A 20038-nucleotide genomic window follows, 5' to 3' on the forward strand; every position below is an offset into this window, starting at 1 on the left:
CGGTAGAGCATCGCCTTGCCAAGGCGAGGGTCGCGGGTTCGATCCCCGTCTTCCGCTCCATTTATTAAGCGCCCTTAGCTCAGCTGGATAGAGTATTTGACTACGAATCAAAAGGTCGGGAGTTCGAATCTCTCAGGGCGCGCCATTTTTTCTTAAAAGTTACATAGGTTTCGGGACGTAGCTCAGCTTGGTAGAGCACCTGCTTTGGGAGCAGGGGGTCGCATGTTCAAATCGTGTCGTCCCGACCATCAATTTTATAACGCGCGGGCGTAGTTTAATGGTAGAACTTCAGCCTTCCAAGCTGATCGCGCGGGTTCGATTCCCGCCGCCCGCTTATCAGAATTAAGATCACCTTCGGGTGGTCTTTTTCTTTTATAAAGGAAAGAGGATGGGCATACTTTCAATGGAATCAGACATATATTACCACCATTAAATTGTGTCTTTTTTTTATATTTAGACTATATGCAGCGGGCGGAATGTGGTAAAATATTCTGAAATGAGTTTTTCTATCGTGTAGCTTTTATAGAGAGAAGCATTAATGCAACATAGCGAATAGATGAGGTGGAGAGTTATGTTAGAGAATGTAATCGGCCAACAGAAGCAAGCCACGAATAACCTGCTGCGCAGGGACGTACGCTTCTTAGGGCACATCTTAGGCGAAGTTCTGGTACATCAGGGCGGGAATAGTCTACTTGATGTTGTCGAGAAAATTCGTGAGATGAGCAAGTCTTTAAGAGCCCACTATGTAATCGAAATATATGATGAATTCAAGAAGACGATCTCTTCTTTGGACCCAGAGATTCGTCATCAAGTGATTCGGGCTTTCGCTATTTACTTTCAACTTGTTAATATTGCTGAGCAAAACCATCGGATTCGTCGTAAAAGAGACTACGAGCGTTCTTCAGGTGAATCTGTACAACCAGGTTCAATCGAAAGTATTGTTCAAGAATTGAAGCACAACCATATTCCTTTTGAAGAAGTGCAAGAAATTCTTAAAGCAATCTCTTTGGAGCTTGTGATGACGGCACATCCAACTGAAGCTATGCGCAGAGCAGTGCTTGATATTAATTTGCGTATTTCGGACGGAATGATGAAGCTCGACAACCCTATGTTGACTTACCGCGAGCGTGAGCAATTGCGTGAGAAGCTGCTAGGCGAGGTGCTGAATCTTTGGCAAACGGACGAGCTGCGTGATCGGAAACCGACGGTTATTGATGAAGTTCGCAACGGTTTGTACTATTTTGACGAAACGTTGTTTGATGTTCTTCCAGAAATATATCATGAGCTTGAGCGCTGTTTGAATAAATATTACCCGCAGGATACTTGGCATGTGCCGTCTTTCTTGAAATTCGGTTCTTGGATCGGTGGAGACCGCGATGGCAACCCATCCGTTAGAGCTAATGTAACTTGGGAGACCTTGGGATTGCATCGTCAATTGGCTTTACAGAAGTATGAAGAAGTTCTCAAAGATGCGCTTGAACATATGAGTTTCAGTAGGAACATTGTTAATGTGAGCGATGCCCTCCTTGATTCTATTCAATGTGACCGCGAAGCTCTAGGTAATGTACAGGATGTATGGCGCAATGAGAAAGAACCTTATCGTATCAAAACGACGTATATGATCGAAAAAGTGCATAACACAGGCAATGCGAATATTCCAACAAATCAGAAATATAACAGTCCTGAGGAATTTATCAGTGATTTGAAAATTATTGACGCTAGCTTGAGAACGCATTTCGCTGATTATGTAGCGGATAAATATACGAAGAAGCTGATTCGTCAGGTTGAGCTGTTCGGCTTCCATTTGGCTGCGCTGGATATTAGACAGCATAGCAAGGAACACGAGAATGCAATGACGGAGATCCTGGCGAAAATGGGCATTACGAGCGATTACAGCAAGCTTTCGGAAGAGGAAAAGATCAGTCTTTTGACGGACGTTTTGAACGATCCTAGACCGATTACCTCTACGTACTTGGATTACTCCGAAGGTACGAAGGAATGCTTGGATGTTTATCGTACGGTCGGCAACGCGCAGAAGGAATTCGGTCGCAATTGTATCAACAGCTACCTGATCAGTATGACACAAGGCGCAAGCGACTTGCTGGAAGTGGTTGTTTTCGCGAAAGAGGCGGGTCTGTACCGCCAAGAGAGCGATGGCAGTGTGACAAGTACGCTGCAGTCTGTTCCATTATTCGAGACGATTGATGATCTTCATGCGGCTCCAGGCATTATGAGCACTCTGTTGGCAATCCCTGCTTACAGAGCAAGTCTTGATCCTGTCGCACCAATGCACGAGATTATGCTGGGCTACTCGGACAGCAATAAAGACGGCGGTGTGATTACAGCGAACTGGGAGCTGCGTATGGCGCTCCAAGACATTACAGAAGCGGCGAAGAAATTCGGCGTGAAGCTGAAATTTTTCCATGGCCGTGGCGGTGCTCTTGGTCGCGGCGGTATGCCTTTGAACCGCAGCATTCTGGCGCAGCCGGTTGAAACTTTGGGTGGCGGCATTAAGATTACAGAGCAAGGCGAAGTGTTATCTTCCCGCTATTCGTTGCAAGGCATTGCTTACCGCAGCTTGGAGCAAGCGACTTTTGCTTTAATTACGGCGTCCAAATTAGCGCGCTCTCCGCAAAGAAACCCACTTGAAGAGAAGTGGGAAACGATTATGCGGGGTATTTCGGAGGAAGCTCAAACGAAGTACCAGGATCTTATTTTCCGCGACGAAGATTTCTTAACTTTCTTCAAAGAATCCACACCGCTTCCGGAAATTGGCGAGCTGAACATTGGTTCACGACCATCGAAGCGTAAAAACAGCGATAAATTTGAAGATCTGCGTGCGATTCCATGGGTGTTCTCCTGGACGCAAACGCGTTACCTGCTTCCGGCTTGGTATGCGGCAGGTACGGGGCTGCAAAGCTTTTATCAAGGAAACGCGGCTAACCTAGAGACGTTGAAAGAAATGTACGAAGAGTGGTCCTTCTTCCGTTCAATGATTGATAATTTGCAAATGGCGCTGGCTAAAGCAGATCTTCAAATTGCGAAGGAATATGGCAACTTGGTTAAGGAATCAGCAATTGCTGAGCGTATCTATAACTTAATTAAAGCAGAATATGAGCTGACTTCATCTCTCATTCTTGAAATTACGGGGCAACAAGAAATTCTCGATAATGTTCCTGTTATTCAAGAATCTATCCGTCTGCGCAATCCCTATGTAGATCCACTTAGCTATATGCAGGTTGAACTGCTTACAGAGCTTCGTGAGCTGCGGGAGAGCAATGAAGATGATGCGATTCTGTTGCGTGAAGTTTTGCTTACGATTAACGGAATAGCAGCAGGACTTAGAAATACAGGTTGATCCACGAATCAAGCACATAGAAGCAAAGACAGGAAGACAAAGTCGGGGGCCCGCGGAAGTCGTAGGCAGCTCGGCTTTTCCTGTCCTTATTGGGTGTACGGAGACAAGTGCCTGTGCATCAAGGGGTAATGGGCAGATTACTCGGGATCAGATGACGGTTGCTATGGATTGTCCGTGCAAAAGCAGGTTATGGGAAACATAGTTGGCTTATTGTCAGCTCCGACATACAGCATCTTCCTCTTCGTATCAGGCCAAGTGGTCAGCACGCTTCCTCCACATATGAATTCTGCGATTATGCTTACCGCCGCGATGCTTGGATCAGTTGAACTCCCTGCAGCGATAATTAACGTATATTTTATTATTGGAGAGCTCGTGAATGGGTTACAATGGTTAGGGATGGGTTAATTCTAGGTGGCATCCTTATTTCTGAAAACAAAACGCAATTGACTGCGTATGTAATAGGTAGGAAATTGAATCGCCGAGAAGCCGGAGGAAATCGAATTGAATTTTGTAGAAGCACGTCTGGCCAAATTAGCCAGGAATGGGGATCGAAATGCTTTTGCAGAGCTTGTAGAGCTCTATAAGGATAAGATCTTTCACTTGGCTTACCGTATGTTGAATAATAAACAAGAGGCTGAGGATGCCGTACAGGAGACGTTCCTGCGCGTGTATACGAATCTGCACCGATATGATGAGAACCAGAAGTTCTCGACGTGGATATTTCGCATTGGGACGAACCTGTGTATTGATAGGCTGCGCCGAAGAAAGAACACCTACTCGCTGGATGCTGAGATGCCGGACGGGGAAGGCAATGATTATTATGCCATGCTCCCTAGTCATGAGGATACACCGGAGAAGCAAGTCATTGTGTCCGAGACACAGGAACAGATTCGCAAAGCGATTGATACATTGCCTGAGAAATATAAATCCGTAGTGATTCTGCGTTATCTGCAGGACATGTCGCTACAAGAGATTTCCGATGTGCTGGAAATGCCTGTTACAACGATCAAAACCCGTGTTCATCGCGGTCGAGAATATTTGCGTAAGCGGATAGAGCAGGAGGAGCAAGATGCCAACACAAATCCTGTTCATATGTGAAACAAAACTAAATCCCAAACGTATGGTATACCACAACATGCAAAAGTCTAAGAAAGGGGTGGCTGAATGATGAATTGTAAGGAAGCCCTCCCGCTCATACATGAATATCTCGACGGTGATTTGCAAGGATCGGATTCTCAGCGATTGAAGGAGCATTTGATATCCTGTCAGGCCTGTCATGCTTTGTTCAAGCAATTGGAGAAAACGGACGCAATGGTGAGAATGCTGCATCCTGTGAAAGCATCGGATACACTAACTGCACAAATTATGAGCGGACTGCCACCAGCAAAGAAGAAAAACGCTTGGATGGAATGGATTCGCAAGCATCCTGCTGTCTCGGTAGCCATTGTTTTCGCAACGGTTATGTTCGGAAGCTTCATGTCCATGTGGAATGACGATACGAACCTAATGGTGAAAGGCAATGATCTTCAGGATGTTGTGATTCAAGGAGACACGGTCATCGTGCCAAAGGGTCATACCGTCAAGGGTGATCTCGTTGTACAGCGAGGCAAGCTAAGGGTTGAAGGCGATGTAACGGGAAACTTAATCGTGATCGATGGTACGCTCAATCTAGCGTCAACCGCGCATATTTCGGGGCAAGTCACACAAGTCGATGAAGCCTTAGGGTGGATTTGGTATAAAATAGGAGAGTTTGTTAGTATGCTTTCTAGATAACTTATTATGTCTTCCATTTCAGCTGCAGGCTGGTGGGGGACTTTTTTGTATGAAAAAATGAACCGAAGAGGTTTGATAAACGTCATGTGAGGAGAGAAAAATAGAAGTATAACAAGGTTTATGTTATGATTCTAATATAGAGAGATCACTGTGTTCAGTCGCTTGGGGGAGAATAATAAATGGACTTACTCACGAGCATCTCGGCTAAGGATATCGTAGATATTCTGATCGTTAGCTATGTGATTTATAAACTGATCCTGCTGGTGCGTGGGACAAGAGCTATTCAATTGATGAAGGGTATCCTTGTTGTCGTTATTACGTGGGTGTTCAGTATTTGGTTTAAGCTTAGCACACTGCAATGGATGATGAACCAGACATTTACCTTTGGGGTCTTGGGCGTTATCATTATTTTCCAGCCGGAGCTGCGGCGTGCGCTTGAGCAGTTAGGCCGCGGGAAGCTGTTCAGCCGTTCTTCTTCGGAAGAAGACCAAGACGTGAACAAACGGATCAATGAAGTGATACGGGCTGCCAATTATTTGGCCAAAAGAAAGATAGGGGCTTTGATCGTTTTCGAGAAAGAGACCGGATTAACCGATTATATCGAGTCCGGAATTGGTATAGAGAGCAAGATCAGCGCAGAGCTGTTGATTAATATTTTCATTCCTAATACGCCGCTCCACGATGGTGCTGTGATTATTCGTCAGGGCCAGTTAATGGCGGCAGGCTGTTATTTACCGCTGTCTGAGAATCCTTTCATAAGCAAAGAGCTGGGGACAAGGCATCGTGCAGCTATTGGGATGAGTGAGGTTTCCGATGGGATGTGTATCATTATTTCGGAAGAAACCGGACAGATCTCATTGACGATGAATGGTCATATTATACGGGATATCAAAGAGGAGTCGCTGATTGCTAAATTGTTCGAAGAACTGAAGCCAAAGGCAAAAACGAAGGATAAGAACCCTTTCTTGAAATGGAGGGGCCGTTCGAATGGATAAATGGTTAAGAAATACGAATGTTGTGCGGATCGTTGCGCTTGTTGTGGGGATTCTGCTGTGGGTCGTTGTGCACATGGAGGAAACGAATCTTTCGGGTAATTCTCCCTTGCGTGAGCGCGAAGAAACGATTAATAACGTTGCGATTACGACGAAGTATGATGAAACGCATTATCATATTGCTTCTATGTCACCTGCGAATGTTCAGATTATTTTGAAGGGGAAAGAAGCTTCCGTAAAGAAAGTAACGACGAGTAATACGTACCAAATTGAACTTGATATGACCCAGGTTGGCAAAGGGGATCATCAGTTGACGCTGAAACCCGTAGGCTTTCCATCCGATGTTGAAGTGCAGGTTGTGCCCAGAATGGTGCATGTCATTATAGAAGAGCTGCAGATGAAAGAAGTACCGGTTGTTATCAATGTAAAAGGGACGCCAGCTGCGGGACTCAAAGCCGGACAGCCGATCGTTAAGCCCGCAAAGGTGTATATTACGGCGCAGACGAGTAAACTCGAGCAGATCGAGAATGTACGCGGCGAGGTTTCCGTGGATAAAGCGCAGTCAGCGGTTACGAAGCAGGTTCGACTGCAAGCCTATGACAAAGACGGTAAGGAAATCACGGTGAATATGAATCCTTCCGTTGTTGATGTGGAAGTGCCGATTACAAGTCCGTTCCAGACGATACCGCTGCAGCTGAAAATTAGCGGAGAACCGCCCAAAGGGTTCGCGATCTCCATGGTTACCCAAAATCCCGACAAAGTGACGGTATACGGAACGCAGGACGTCGTGGACAAGTTGGAGTTCTACCAAGGACCGCAACTGAGTGTTCAAGATGTCAAAGAAACAAAAGATTATTCACTGGACATCCCTTTGAGGAATAAAGTAACTCAACTGGATCCTGCCAAAGTAACGGTACGCGTGGAGATTGTCCCTTCCATCACGAAAGCTCTGGAGAATGTGCCGATCACCATTATCGGTCAAAACGAGAGCTATCTAACAAAAGTAATAACGCCGGAATCGGCTCAGCTGAATCTTACCGTGGAAGGTGCGCCTGCGATCATCGATCAAATGAAAGTGCAGGACGTGCAAGCGATTCTGGATGTTAGTAATTTACCGCCTGGGAAGCACGAGCTGAAGGTGACGTTAAACTTGCCTACCTATGTGAAGCTAGGGATGCCGCAAGATGTGAAAGCCGTCGTTGAAATTAGTGAGAAAACACCAAAACCAGCAAATTCAGCAAGTCCTGGCAGTTCGGCAAGTCCAGCAAATCCATAATGGGTCATAGAGAAAGAGGAGAATATTTGATATGGGGAAATATTTTGGAACAGATGGTGTACGAGGTGTCGCGAATGGCGAACTTACACCGGAATTAGCTTATAAAGTAGGCCGCTGCGGCGGTTATGTTCTAACCAGACAAGCCAAGCATCCGAAAGTCGTGATTGGGAGAGATACACGGATATCGGGTCCAATGCTGGAGGCTTCCTTAGTAGCTGGATTGCTGTCTATTGGCGTTGAAGTTATTCGCATCGGTGTCGTGAGTACACCGGCAGTTGCCTATTTGACCAAAAAGCTGGGCGCGGATGCCGGCGTTATGATTTCGGCTTCGCATAATCCCGTTGAGGATAATGGGATTAAGTTCTTCGGCGGCGACGGCTTCAAGCTGCTTGATGAAACGGAGCTTGAGATTGAACAGCTGCTAGACGCGGCTGTAGATGAGCTGCCTCGCCCGGTTGGCGGCGAGATCGGTACGGTCTCCGATGAGCCAGACGCGAAGTTCGCCTATCTGGCGTTCTTGAAGGAGACGGTATCCGCGTCATTCGCTGGATACAAAGTCGTTCTGGATTGCGCGAACGGCTCCGCCTTCGAGCTTGCTCCTACGGTATTCCGCGAGCTGGGAGCGGAAGTGATCACCATCGGCGCTGAGCCGAATGGACGCAATATCAACGATCATTGCGGCTCCACGCATCCTGAGAAGCTTCGCGCAGAAGTGGTGAAACATGGCGCAGCCATCGGTCTTGCTTTTGACGGGGACGCGGATCGGTTGATCGCGATAGATGAGAAAGGCGAGGAAGTCGACGGAGACTTCATCCTTAGTATACTGGGCGATGCGTTGAATCGCGCAGGCAAGCTGAACCACGGCACCATTGTGACGACGGTGATGGCGAATATCGGCTTTTTCAAAGGGATTGAGAAAGCAGGTCTTAAAGCTATGCAGACCGCTGTAGGCGATCGCTACGTGATGGAAGAAATGCGCAAAGGCGGTTACAACTTAGGCGGCGAACAGTCCGGACATGTGATCTTCTTGGATTACATCTCTACCGGAGATGGCATTCTGACTGCTTTGCAATTGGTTAATACGATTGTTGAGTCGGGGCGTAAGCTAAGTGAACTGAAAGGCATTATGCGTAAATTCCCGCAGCTTCTCGTTAATATTCGTGTGGCAGATAAAAGCAAGCTGAAAGATAATGTTGTGATTGAAGAAGCTATTCGCAAAGTGGAAGACGAGCTTGGTGACAATGGCCGTGTATTAGTACGTCCATCGGGTACAGAATCGTTGATTCGTGTCATGGCCGAAGGTCCTGATAAGGATCAAGTCGAAGCTTATGTCTATGATATTGCCAAAGTGATTCAAGAACAATTGGTATAATTGCTAAGAATCCCCCATTCGTTAGCAAGCTTTACGGCGAAATGGGGGTTTTACCAAGAAAAAATAAGTTGCGCATGAACGTTAAAATGAATATGATGTATTTACTCAAGAAGGAAAGGCAGGGTTGAGGTAGACCCCATATCAATAGCGCCAGAACTCGCAAGCGGAACGGGAAATGTAGCGAATAGCTGCTACTACGCGGTGAGTTGACGAGGTGAAGGTGTTCGAAACATTCGGCGGGGACCTTCCGGCATGAGGAGTGCCGTTAAGTTGGAGAGCAAAAACGTCTGGGCGACCAGGCTGACAAGTATCCAACAACCTTTTATTTAGGTATGAACTTATGGATCGACTATATATAAGCTTTATTTTGTTGTGTCTTTTTATTGATGAATGGTTGAATGTTTAAATGGTTGAAGAAAATCAGGATCTTTGAAAAATAGCCCTTGTTGAAGAGGCTTATAAAACTATGGAGGTACTACACTATGTGCGGAATCGTTGGTTATATTGGAAAGCGGAATTCTCAGGAAATTTTATTGGAAGGGCTCAAAAAGCTCGAATATAGAGGCTATGACTCTGCAGGTGTAGCTGTATATACGGCAGACGGGCTGCAAATTAAGAAAGCCAAAGGGCGCATCGCCAATCTTGAATCCAAGCTGGAGGAGACTCCACTGAGCGGAAGTGTTGGAATCGGGCATACGCGTTGGGCGACACATGGCAAGCCTTCCGATGTGAATTCTCACCCACACACAGATAATTCCTTGAAATTTTCTGTTGTTCATAATGGGATCATTGAGAACTATATCAGTCTTAAAGAAGAGCTGACGGCCAAAGGGCACCAATTTGTATCTGAAACAGATACGGAGGTTATTTCACACTTGATCGCTGATCTGTATGATGGCGACATTCTCAAAGCCGTTCAAAAAGCTGTAAAGTTCATGACAGGCGCATTCGCGTTAGGCGTACTGACAGAATACGAGCCGGATCGACTTGTAGCCGTTCGCCAAGCTAGCCCTTTGATTATCGGTATCGGCGAAGGCGAGAACTTTATTGGTTCGGATATCCCGGCGATCCTTGAATACACACGGAATGTGTTCATATTAAACGACGGCGAAATGGCTCTTTTGACACGAGAAGGTGTCGAATTAATGACGTTGGAAGGCAATTTTATTTCCAGGGAAATGTTTCATGTCGATTGGGACATTGTTACCGCAGAAAAAGCCGGTTTTGATCACTTCATGTTGAAAGAAATTTATGATCAACCCAAAGCGTATCGCGATACGATGGGAAGCCGCATTTCTCCTGATGGCAGCCGCGTCACGCTGAACGAGCTTACGATTACGCCTGAAGCAATTCGTAACATTAGCCGTGTTCATATTGTAGCCTGTGGTACAGCTTATCATGCAGGTATGGTTGGGAAGTATGTTATTGAGAAAATGGCACGCATTCCAGTTGAAACGGATGTTGCCTCTGAATATCGTTACCGTTCCCCAATTATCACCAAGGACACCCTCGTGATTGTTGTGAGTCAGTCCGGTGAAACTGCTGATACACTGGCCGCTCTGCGTGAAGCCAAGCGCTGCGGGGCCCATGTTCTGGCTGTGACGAATGTAGTAGGAAGCTCAGTCGCAAGGGAAGCCGATGACGTGATCACAACGTGGGCTGGACTTGAAATTGCAGTAGCGTCCACGAAGGGCTACACTTCACAGTTGATTGCTTTCTACTTGCTCGGCTTGCATCTGGCCCAAACGCTGGGCACGCAAAGCCCTGATGAGATTCGAGAAGCTATTACGGCTTTGAAAGAGCTGCCTGCCCAAGTGGAAGAAATTCTTGCTCAAGCGGAAGCACTGAAAGTAGTTGCGGAAGAGATGTCGAAGCACGATAATCTTTTCTTTATCGGCCGAGGTTTGGATTATGCGGTAGCTTTGGAAGGCTCTTTGAAGCTCAAAGAGATTTCGTACATTCACTCGGAGGCTTATCCTGCGGGCGAACTGAAGCACGGTACACTGGCACTAATCGAAGATGAGATTCCGGTTATTGCGTTGGCTACTCAGCATGAGCTGCTGGAGAAAACGGTGAGCAACATTAAAGAAGTTAAAGCGCGCGGCGCTAATGTGTTAGGAATTGCGGTGGAAGGGGAGCTGGAACTGCAGAAGTCTGTAGACAGCACTTTCATCATTCCTAAGACACTGGATGTTCTATCTCCTGCTTTGGCTGTTATCCCTCTGCAATTGCTGTCCTATTATGCCTCGTTGGCTCGTGGGAATGATGTTGATAAGCCGCGTAATTTGGCGAAGAGTGTGACGGTGGAGTAGGTTTTCTGTTGTAGTTGGTAATTATTTATTTCCCTATGTAAAAAAGTTAGAAAGTAGTAAAGAATGTTGGAGAGCAGTAAAGATAGTCGGAAAGTAGTAAAGAATATTGGAAAACGACCTCTGAGAGAAAAGTCCCGATGTAGAATATACGCATCGGGACTTTCTTTTTTAAATTGAAAGGAGAAAAGTAAGCAATCCTCCCTAGGTGATTGAATTAGAGTAATTCGAAAAACAAATCGTTTAAATCAGATCGAATTTTCAAAATTAATTGGCATTTCTCAAGCGACACTCAGTGAGATTGAAAAGGATAAATATAATCCCTCCATCGAGACTGTTATATCCATTTACAAGGTTTTTAAAACTAATTTAAATTGGTTGATCCACGGAGAGATGACTAACGAAGAAAATAACGTACTTAATATAGATTTGTTTCAAACAGCGGTAAATGAAAAAGAGTTAAAGGTATTAGAACTATTCAATTTACTTTCGGAAAGTGACATGGAGGAGATTATGCTTTATATGGAGATGAAGATTGGGAGATATTAATTAAATAGAATTTTCAGATTGCATTGGTGTTGAGTGACATTAAAGTTGGTAACTTTACAATATAGTTGGTAACTTTACATTATGCATCTGAACCCCGAAATTATGTTTTCATAATTTCGGTTTTTTTTTGTATTTAGCAGGGACTATAGATGAAGTTAGGGGAAAAATTAGATCTATTCGTTAAAATTCAGATGATCACAGATGACGGTTCAGGTGGGGATGTCTTCGATGTTTGTGGCTTCACAGAAAAAAGCACCAGCTTGCATTTGCATTTTGAAATCTTCGTCAATGGACGTCGATTCGATCCTGCTCCGCTTATTGGTTTGTTATGTTCGGTTTATTTTGCGAAGTGGATCTCCTGCAGCCTGGACGGTTCCTATTTTGCACCAATTTCTGAAACGAAATTTCTGGAGTCCATCGTGATTGAAAGCCAATCTGACCGCCACTCCAGCCCGATCACCACCCACTCACGCATGACGCGTGCCCTCCCCATCACACAAGGTGGGGCCCCTACCTTCTGAGACCATTCCGCCACTTCGATTGAGGCAACTTGACGATCAAGCTTCATTTGGCAGAAAACGCGAACATCTTGCCATCGCCCTTCATTTCCCCTGAAGCACCGAATCGCTTCATCCCGACTTTAACCGTAGAAGTAACCTCTGGATGCTCGCATAGGATGTGTACGATTTCCTCAGTATTGGACAGGATGGTTGTCCTTCATCCAAGCAATGAAAGACGCGAGTGTCCTCTCCTATCCTGGAAACGTGCTGCATCCTAAACACACGTCCATAACGGTAAATGTCGTTGATGGAAAGATCCGAAAGAGTGAAGGTGCTGAAACGTCGGATACATTTTCCTTCCGTGCTGCGAAATCTTCCTTTGTTTCGTTGGTCAACATTATGTACTTCATGTTCATTCCTCCCCGGGATCTGTTAATGGTATTGCAAAAATATCAGGACCAGGTTCATAGCCCAGTAAAGAAGATTCAAACGTGCTAGATAGTAATTACATCCGGTCAAGTGCATGGGCCGGCGTGAAGCTGGCAAACCGGAATGCTTTAAGATAAGTAGTGTGCCGCTGTCCTGCTTATGCAATCGCACCTCAACTGTGCTGGAGTCTGTTGGCAATGTATCCGAACCGATCCATCCTGAAGTAAAAACGATTCTCTCATTTGACTCAACTTTCACGTAACGTCCGGCAACCATGTCCGTTCCATTGAAATCGATCCGAAGTGCCCCGCCTAGCTTGGGCTCCAGTAGCACATGCATGCCCATCCATTTCATCATCTTTTGCGGATCGATGAAGAAGGGAAACAACGTCTCTGGGCGGCAATCGATATATATCTTTGATTACTACATTTTTATCAAACCCGTCCGTCCTCACGAAGCCGCCTCTCCTCTTCTTCGGCTGCCACTTTCAACCGCAGCAGAGCATCGTCACAGAATTCGTCAGCGAACGGTACTTCTTTGTACCTTCACGTCGCACAACCACCAATCCAGACTCAAACAGAACCTTGATATGCTGTGAGATTGCGGACGGCGTAATGTCAAAGTGCGCTGCGATGGTGCTTGAGGACAGTTCCTTTTCATTAAAATTGGAATTACAAATTCCGCAGGTTTGCCCATTTTCAACTTCTTGATCGGATAATGTGTTTCCAAACCCAGAATAACCCCAGAACTCTTCGACTAAATTTTTAATCATGCAATTTTGCAAAATGCTCAACTGATAAACGGGCTTCTCTCTGGAAAAGGATAGGAGCCCGTTTTTGTGAGATTTTTGTGAGAGTGGAGTAATACAATGAAAGAGCTGAAATCCATCGGAGAGGAATCGCATTTTGAAAATTGCGAATGTGTAAGAGGGAGGGATTAAGAATGATTCATGCTGTTATTGTCGAGGACGAAAAGCCGATTTTGGATCTAATGAAGGTGATTATTGGACGAAACCCACGCTTCACAATTACGGGAGCCTTCACTAATCCGCTTGAGGCGCTGGAACGCATACCCGAGCTTAGGCCGGATGTCGCTTTTCTTGATGTGGATATGCCGAAAATGAATGGGCATGAGCTTGCCCGAAGAATCAATAAGCTGTCTGAGCAGACCAAGATCGTTTTTACAACAGCTTATAAGCAATATGAGCTGGAAGCATTCGAGGTCGATGCGATGGATTATATCCTGAAGCCTGTGACGCCTGCGATGATCGAACGGGTTATGTTGTGTTTGGACGAGCTGCCCCCTCTTTGCGATCAGGTCGGGTAGAAGCTGCGGTAGGTCTCAATCCAGTGCTTTGGGGATTCGAGGTGCACAATTCGGATGGTGCGCTGACCCGTTTTCCGACGCACATGACGGAGGATATGTTCGCTTGTGCCAACCAGGGCGGGATATCAGTAACTGGCAGTTGGCGGAATTTGCTGCCATCCTCGTTCGAGGACTGGGGCTTAAGCTTGAAAACGGAGCAGCGCCGTTCACGGATGTATTGACGCAGGATTGCGCCAAAGTCTTACATCACAAGAGCTGAAGTGGCGGCTATTGTTGAGCGGCTGCTTCGAAAGTCTGAGCTGATCTAAATCTCGGAAAGTTTATAATGAATGACTTGCGCTCTTGCATGGCAAAGTTATCAATTGATGGTATCGATATCTTAGAAAAATAATTGGCGGAGGCGAGCGTTTTGCTCGCCTCTTCTTATATGACTAAGAATAATTCAATTAACAGGAATTGGGGTAACGTTTGGGGACTCTCATTCTCAATAGAATAGGTTGAGATAAGTACCACACGCTAGGTTATTCTAAATTTCTACAATGTTCGCGGTCTTGTGAGTATTTTGAGAGAAAGGTTTGATAGAATTAAATCAAATTGGAGGAATCATATTTGATCGGATAATTCCACACTCCCTAAAGTACATTCGCGAAACGAGAGGTTGATTGCAAAATGAAAGAGAAACAAATGAAGAAAAGAAAATCCGCGGTGCTGATGAGTTTCTTGTTGGTTTTCCTCCCTGTGATCCAGTTATTTTTATTTGGTATGCATCATTATGGAGGTGGGAAAGGGATGGGTAAAAAAGGAAAGCAGCTTTTAGCCTGTATGTTGGCCGTTCTGCTGATGATAGGACTGTTGGCCGACGGGTCTGGAGGAAAAGCTTATGCCGCTGGCGGCTACACCATTACCTCAATAGCCGGTACGGGTAAGGCCGGCTTTTCGGGCGACGGGGGGGTGGCGACGTCAGCTCAATTGGGCGGACTGCCGGCGATTGCACTTCCGGGCCAGGACGCCGATGCAAGTGGAGGCATGGTGACGGACAGCAAGGGAAATCTGTATATCGCGGACTCCAATAACCATCGGGTTCGGAAGATCGCAACGGATGGCACGATTAGCACGGTGTCGGGTATGGGTGGGGCCGGGTACTCGGGCGACGGAGGCTTGGCTGCGTCAGCCAAATTGAATAGTCCAAGAGGCCTGGCGGTAGACAGCGGCGACAATCTGTATATCGCGGATGCCGGCAACAATCGGATCCGGAAGGTAGATACATACGGCAGGATTTACACGGTGGCTGGCGACGGTACTTCTATGTGGAGCCAGGATGGGAAAGCGGCAACATCGGTCTCATTGAGCAACCCGCGGGGATTGGCAGTGGACAGCACAGGAAATCTGTATATCGCCGAGTATGGCAACAACTTGATCCGGAAAGTGGATACGTCCGGCAAGATCAGTACGGTAGCTGGCACCATGAACCAGTATGGCCAGGGCCAGAAGGGCTTTGGAGGGGACACTTTGCCGGCGACGAAGGCTCTGTTGAACCATCCGAGCGGAGTAGGATTTGACAACTTCGGAACCATGTATATCTTTGACGAAGGCAACCGCCGCATCCGAAGGGTAGACGCTGGTGGGCTGATCTGGACGGAGGCCGGCGGCGGCTCTGAGCATGGCAGCACGTTGGAAGGGAAAACCGCCATAAATGTTGACTTGCCGGCTCCTCGGGGAATGACAGTGGACGGCAAAGGCAATCTGTATGTTGCGGATTATTTCAATCACCGGATTTTGAAAATAGATGAAACCTACAGAAAAATCAGCATTATAGCGGGCACAGGAATTCGTGGCTACTCCGGTGATGGAGGAGAAGCGAAGACCGCTCAATTAGAGAACCCGAATGCAATGGCGTTGGACAAGAATGGAAATTTGTATGTCGAGGATGCTATGGGCACCCGGGTCCGGAAGCTGACCGCGCCGGCGGTTGATCCCGGAACGGGAGGCGGCGGAGCGGCTCTTGATTGCGGCTACTGCGTTGTAACGGTAGCTGGCGTAGGTGTTGCGGGCTATTCGGGAGACGGAAACGAGGCGATCAAGGCCAAATTGCAGCAACCTTATGGGGTGGCGGCAGACAGAGATGGGAATCTGTATATCGCAGATACGTATAACTCGGTCATCAGGAAGGTAGATAAGAAGACAAAAAATATCAGTACCATACTTGGCAACGGGCAGCTAAAACTGAGCAAGCCGTATGGAGTCAGTGTGGATCAATCGGACAATCTGTATATCGCGGATTCTAATAATCATCGAATCCTGAAGTTAACTATGGTGGATGGCACCGTCAGCACGGTGGCTGGTACGTCGGGTGCACAAGGTTCGTCGGGAGACAGTGGACCGGCGATTTCAGCCAAACTCAATAACCCTAAATCTGTGGCAATAGATAAAAGCGGGAATCTGTATATCGCGGATGCTGACAACTACCGGATCAGGAAAGTAGATACGTCCGGAAATATCAGTACAGTGGCTGGCAATGGCCAGAGGGGCTCGTCGGGAAATGGAGGAGCGGCGACTTTAGCTCAGCTGAATTGGCCGGTAGGCGTAGCCGTGGACAGCGCTGGAAACTTGTATATCGCGGACGATGACAGCACCATCGCTGGCGGTCGGGTCCAAAAGGTGGATAAGAATGGAAATATCAGTACAGTTACTCAGGTATACGAACCACTTGGTGTGGCTGTGGACAGCGCCGGAAGTCTGTATATCGCGTCGCGTGGAGGAACCATCCTGAAGGCGAACGGGAGTGGGTCTGTCTTGACAGTGGCTGGCGGAGGCTGTTGCGCGGGCTCTGAAACTGATGGAGTAAAGCCGCTTAAGGCATCCTTGCCGTTCCCCAATGCAGTAGCCGTAGACGGCGAGGGGAATCTTTATGTGGCCTCAAATAACAATTGGGTTCGGAAGGTGGTCGCCCCCAGACCGGCATATTCGCTTAGTGTATCCCAGCCCGCAGGGAGTCCCGTTGTTGGTGTGGACCAGGCAATCAAGCTGGCCGTGATGGACGAAGCGGAGCAAACAGATTTGAATTTTAAAGACGGCTCTTATGATGTGACCATATCCGGCTACACGGCGGCGCCAGACGGCTCCTATGGCAGCCTGAACGGAATTGAACTGAATGCAGGGACAACAACGGTCAGCGGTGTCCCGTTTGTAAAGGGCGTGGCCACGGTTAATTTGCGGCTGAACAAAGCAGGATCGGTTCCTGTTGTTTTCAGCATGGAGGCGGTGAAGAAGCCGTCACCAAAGATAAGCTTCTGGCAGAAAGCGGGCAGCCCGGCTTCACTGGCGTTGAAAACGGACCTTGCCGCGCCAGATAATAACGGAGGCATGTTTGCGCAGCAGCCGATCATCGCAGTGAACGATGCTTACGGCAATTGGATATCGAATGATAGCAGCACAGAGGTGATCGCATCGAAAAAGGACACCGGCCTGTGGACGCTGACGGGAAGCACGACGCGAAAAGCTCAAGATGGCATCCTATCCTTTGCCGATCTGGGTGCTGTGAACGCCGATGAGGTGGTCGGAGCCCAGCTCGCCTTGACTTCCTCAGGATGGCCCGGGCTAACAAGTGCGTCCGTCAATCTTCCGAAACCAACACCGGCGCACACGGTTAGCGCAACCGCAGCTGCAGCCTCTCCTGAAGCGGGCAAGGACAATCTGGTCACGCTGACCGTGAGGAGCTCGCAGGGGGATACGGATACAGCCTTCAACGGCGCTCGTGAGGTTACCATATCCGGCTACGCCGCAGCGCCTGACGGCTCCTATGGCAGCCTTGGCGGGAATGCCTTAACCGTAACATCAAGCACGTACAGCGCCATGTTTGCCGACGGCATAGCCACGGTTCAGCTGCAGCTGAACCAAGCGGCGAAGCAATCTATCAGCTTGAGTGTAGCAGGCGTAGTAACACCGGCGGCGAATGTGCTGAGCATAACGCCACAAGCGGGCAGCCCGGCTTCGCTGGCGCTGACCAAAGACCTGACGGCGCCGACTAGAAACGGCGGACTGTTCGCACAGCAGCCGGTGGTGACGCTTCGGGATACTTTCGGCAATACGAGTGTGGGCGACAGCAGCACCGTTGTGACTGTCTCGAAGAAGGATGCGGGCGATTGGACGTTAACGGGAGCAACGGCCGCCACGGCAAGCTCCGGCATCGTCGCCTTCACGGGTCTGGGCGCAGCGAATGACGATGAGGTGACAGGAGCCCAGCTCGCCTTCGACGCGGCAGGCCTGCCGGGGGTTTCCAGTGCAGCCGTTACGCTTCCGGAGCCGGGGGCTGCCTTCCTTAACTTGAAGGTGGCTGCAAGCGGAGATAGCCATGTTCTTCTGGCATGGGAGGAAGTCTACGGAACTGTAAGCTACGCCGTATACCAGAGAACGGCTTCGGGCACGTATGGAGCACCAGCGGCTACGGTAAGCGGTTCTGTCTACGGCTACGATGCCAGCGAATTGACGAATGGCACAACCTATTCCTTTATCGTCAAAGCCACCAACCGCAAGGGAGCTGTCGTTACCTCCAATGAGGTAAGCGCAACACCTGGGGCGATACCGGCGGTACCTTCAGCGCCAACAGCTGTAACTGCAACAGCAGGGAATGGTCAGGCTATCGTCAGCTTCGCCATCCCAGCAGTCAACGGAGGAAGCGCAATAACAAAGTACGAGGTCACGGCCTTACCGGGGAATATAACGGCAGCAGGCCCAGCAAGTCCGATCACAGTAACCGGTTTAACCAACGGAACAACTTATACGTTTACGGTAAGAGCTGTTAATCTTACAGGCAGCAGCGCTGCCTCCGCCGTCTCCAATGCAGTGACGCCAACAGCGTCAACTAACAACAGCGGCGGCAGCAGCCCAACAGAGCCAGCCAACAGCAGCGGCGACAGCTCAACAGAGCCCGAAACATCAAATTCGCCTGCCGGAGTTGAATTCCTGGTCAATGGCAAGGTTGAGAAGATAGGGACCGCAACGACAGCCAAGGTGAAGGATCAGACGGTCACTACGGTTGTGGTTGATCCGAAGGTGCTGGAGCGCAAGCTTGCGACAGAGGAACAGCATGCAGTGATTATGATTTCGGTGAATACAAAATCCGATGTGGTGATTGGAGAAATAAGCGGGCAAATCGTAAAAATCATGGAGCAAAAGGCTGCGGTCATTGTAGTCAAAACGGAGAACGCGACCTATACCTTGCCCGCAGAGCAGATCAACATCAGTGGTCTTTCCGAACAGTTTGGCAAAAATGTGCAGCTTCAGGATATTAAGATAACTGTTGAAATTTCCAAGCCGGCAATGAGCACGGTGAAACTGCTGGAGGAGGCGGCAGCAAAAGGAGGGTTCACTCTTGTCGCTCCGGCGCTCAACTTTACGGTACGAGGCGCTTACGGAGATTCAACGGTTGACGTGTCGAAATTCAACGCATACGTGGAAAGAACAATCGTGATTCCGAAGGCTGTAAATTCAGGGGAAATTGTAACCGGGGTTGTTGTTGAACCGGACGGAGCCATTCGCCCTGTACCGACCCAATTGATTACAGTAGACGGCAAGTCTGTGGCTAGAGTGAGCAGCTTGACCAATAGCACGTATTCGATCGTAAGGCATCAAGAAGAGTACAAGGATATGGGGCAGCATTGGGCGAAGAATGCGGTGAATGAAATGGGCTTGCGGATGGTCGTTAACGGCATTGACGATCACCTGTTCCAACCCGATCAAGCGATTACATGGGCGGAGCTTGCTGCGATCCTGGTTCGGGGCTTGGGGTTGAAGATGGAAGGCGGATCAACGGCATTCGCGGACGTGAAGACTACGGATTGGTACAGCAGCCTAATTCAAACGGCCTATGCCTACAAGCTGATTAGCGGGTACGAAGACGGTTCCTTCCGTCCGAATGATATCGTTACCCGGGAACAAGCCATGGTCATGATCGCCAAAGCGATGAAGATCACCAACCTGAAGGCCAAGCTGCCTGTCCAGTCAACTGATGCCACATTGCGGCCATACACAGATACAGCAGCTGCATCCAGTTGGGCGCTAAGCAGTATAGCGGATAGTATTCAAGCGGAAGTTGTTTCTGGAAGAGAAAGCAATGAGCTTGCACCAAAAGGGAAGCTGACCCGGGCAGAGGCTA

At 48.1% G+C, this 20038-nt stretch carries 16 protein-coding genes and 3 tRNA genes; 16 read left to right on the forward strand and 3 right to left on the reverse strand.

Annotation, left to right across the window (positions count from 1 at the left end; translation table 11 throughout):
- Nucleotides 1–68: 68 nt before the first annotated feature.
- The 13 genes from BC351_RS36755 (at nt 69) to BC351_RS36815 (ending at nt 12150) form a co-directional block, all read left to right on the forward strand.
- Nucleotides 69–145 (forward strand) — tRNA-Arg (locus BC351_RS36755).
- A gap of 26 nt (nt 146–171) precedes the next feature.
- A tRNA-Pro gene (locus BC351_RS36760) sits at nt 172–248 on the forward strand.
- A gap of 15 nt (nt 249–263) precedes the next feature.
- Nucleotides 264–334, forward strand: a tRNA-Gly gene (locus tag BC351_RS36765).
- Nucleotides 335–571: 237 nt separating this feature from the next.
- Nucleotides 572–3358, forward strand: a complete 2787-nt coding sequence (gene ppc / locus BC351_RS36770; protein ID WP_079420536.1) for a phosphoenolpyruvate carboxylase — start codon at nt 572–574, stop codon at nt 3356–3358.
- 189 nt (nt 3359–3547) lie between these two features.
- Entirely contained in the window at nt 3548–3763 is a 216-nt protein-coding gene (locus BC351_RS36775; RefSeq protein ID WP_079420538.1) for a hypothetical protein, read from the forward strand.
- A 96-nt stretch (nt 3764–3859) separates the two neighbouring features.
- A complete protein-coding gene (gene sigW, locus BC351_RS36780; protein ID WP_079420539.1) occupies nt 3860–4456 on the forward strand; it encodes an RNA polymerase sigma factor SigW in 597 nt (198 codons plus the stop codon).
- A 66-nt stretch (nt 4457–4522) separates the two neighbouring features.
- Nucleotides 4523–5131, forward strand: a complete 609-nt coding sequence (locus BC351_RS36785) for a zf-HC2 domain-containing protein (protein WP_341866046.1) — start codon at nt 4523–4525, stop codon at nt 5129–5131.
- A gap of 179 nt (nt 5132–5310) precedes the next feature.
- Nucleotides 5311–6126, forward strand: coding sequence for a diadenylate cyclase CdaA (gene cdaA / locus BC351_RS36790; RefSeq protein WP_079420540.1), 816 nt, complete (start codon nt 5311–5313; stop codon nt 6124–6126).
- On the forward strand, nt 6119–7399 hold the full coding sequence (locus BC351_RS36795) for a CdaR family protein (RefSeq protein ID WP_079420541.1): 1281 nt from the start codon (nt 6119–6121) through the stop codon (nt 7397–7399). Before cdaA ends, BC351_RS36795 begins: the two co-directional genes overlap by 8 nt.
- A 31-nt stretch (nt 7400–7430) precedes the next feature.
- Nucleotides 7431–8771 (forward strand): phosphoglucosamine mutase, encoded by a 1341-nt coding sequence (gene glmM / locus BC351_RS36800; RefSeq protein WP_079420543.1) that lies wholly within the window; start codon nt 7431–7433, stop codon nt 8769–8771.
- Between the two features lie 482 nt (nt 8772–9253).
- A complete protein-coding gene (gene glmS, locus BC351_RS36805) occupies nt 9254–11083 on the forward strand; it encodes a glutamine--fructose-6-phosphate transaminase (isomerizing) (protein ID WP_079420545.1) in 1830 nt (609 codons plus the stop codon).
- 222 nt (nt 11084–11305) lie between these two features.
- Nucleotides 11306–11629: a helix-turn-helix domain-containing protein gene (locus BC351_RS44525; protein WP_425270961.1), complete on the forward strand. Its 324-nt coding sequence runs from the start codon at nt 11306–11308 to the stop codon at nt 11627–11629.
- A 149-nt stretch (nt 11630–11778) separates the two neighbouring features.
- Complete coding sequence (locus BC351_RS36815; RefSeq protein ID WP_079420549.1) at nt 11779–12150, forward strand: hypothetical protein; 372 nt, start codon at nt 11779–11781, stop codon at nt 12148–12150.
- A gap of 230 nt (nt 12151–12380) precedes the next feature.
- On the opposite strand, the gene BC351_RS42615 is transcribed toward BC351_RS36815, so the two are convergent.
- The 3 genes from BC351_RS42615 to BC351_RS36825 form a co-directional block, all read right to left on the reverse strand.
- Nucleotides 12381–12539: a hypothetical protein gene (locus BC351_RS42615; RefSeq protein ID WP_158082362.1), complete on the reverse strand. Its 159-nt coding sequence runs from the start codon at nt 12537–12539 to the stop codon at nt 12381–12383.
- Nucleotides 12540–12561: 22 nt separating this feature from the next.
- Nucleotides 12562–12972: an SRPBCC family protein gene (locus BC351_RS36820; protein ID WP_341866047.1), complete on the reverse strand. Its 411-nt coding sequence runs from the start codon at nt 12970–12972 to the stop codon at nt 12562–12564.
- Between the two features lie 73 nt (nt 12973–13045).
- Nucleotides 13046–13351: a helix-turn-helix domain-containing protein gene (locus tag BC351_RS36825; RefSeq protein WP_158082363.1), complete on the reverse strand. Its 306-nt coding sequence runs from the start codon at nt 13349–13351 to the stop codon at nt 13046–13048.
- Nucleotides 13352–13500: 149 nt separating this feature from the next.
- Here BC351_RS36825 and BC351_RS43680 point away from each other — a divergent pair, with 149 nt between their 5' ends.
- From BC351_RS43680 to BC351_RS36835, 3 genes are all read left to right on the forward strand, one after another.
- Nucleotides 13501–13884, forward strand: coding sequence for a LytR/AlgR family response regulator transcription factor (locus BC351_RS43680; protein ID WP_244209301.1), 384 nt, complete (start codon nt 13501–13503; stop codon nt 13882–13884).
- Nucleotides 13866–14105: a hypothetical protein gene (locus BC351_RS43685; RefSeq protein WP_244209302.1), complete on the forward strand. Its 240-nt coding sequence runs from the start codon at nt 13866–13868 to the stop codon at nt 14103–14105. The genes BC351_RS43680 and BC351_RS43685 overlap by 19 nt, the downstream gene beginning before the upstream one ends.
- 568 nt (nt 14106–14673) lie before the next feature.
- Nucleotides 14674–20038: NHL domain-containing protein (locus tag BC351_RS36835; RefSeq protein ID WP_158082364.1), on the forward strand; the 5365-nt coding region annotated here is incomplete at its 3' end.

It is taken from the genome of Paenibacillus ferrarius (assembly GCF_002027705.1).
In the GTDB taxonomy this organism is placed as follows: domain Bacteria; phylum Bacillota; class Bacilli; order Paenibacillales; family NBRC-103111; genus Paenibacillus_E; species Paenibacillus_E ferrarius.

What these genes read in the sequence shown, in the direction of transcription:
- ppc (WP_079420536.1), top strand. Translation starts at nt 572, where the DNA reads ATGTTAGAGAATGTAATCGGCCAACAGAAGCAAGCCACGAATAACCTG.
- BC351_RS36775 (WP_079420538.1), top strand. Translation starts at nt 3,548, where the DNA reads ATGGGAAACATAGTTGGCTTATTGTCAGCTCCGACATACAGCATCTTC.
- BC351_RS36785 (WP_341866046.1), top strand. Translation starts at nt 4,523, where the DNA reads ATGATGAATTGTAAGGAAGCCCTCCCGCTCATACATGAATATCTCGAC.
- cdaA (WP_079420540.1), top strand. Translation starts at nt 5,311, where the DNA reads ATGGACTTACTCACGAGCATCTCGGCTAAGGATATCGTAGATATTCTG.
- BC351_RS36795 (WP_079420541.1), top strand. Translation starts at nt 6,119, where the DNA reads ATGGATAAATGGTTAAGAAATACGAATGTTGTGCGGATCGTTGCGCTT.
- glmM (WP_079420543.1), top strand. Translation starts at nt 7,431, where the DNA reads ATGGGGAAATATTTTGGAACAGATGGTGTACGAGGTGTCGCGAATGGC.
- glmS (WP_079420545.1), top strand. Translation starts at nt 9,254, where the DNA reads ATGTGCGGAATCGTTGGTTATATTGGAAAGCGGAATTCTCAGGAAATT.
- BC351_RS36815 (WP_079420549.1), top strand. Translation starts at nt 11,779, where the DNA reads ATGAAGTTAGGGGAAAAATTAGATCTATTCGTTAAAATTCAGATGATC.
- BC351_RS42615 (WP_158082362.1), bottom strand. Translation starts at nt 12,539, where the DNA reads ATGAAGTACATAATGTTGACCAACGAAACAAAGGAAGATTTCGCAGCA.
- BC351_RS43680 (WP_244209301.1), top strand. Translation starts at nt 13,501, where the DNA reads ATGATTCATGCTGTTATTGTCGAGGACGAAAAGCCGATTTTGGATCTA.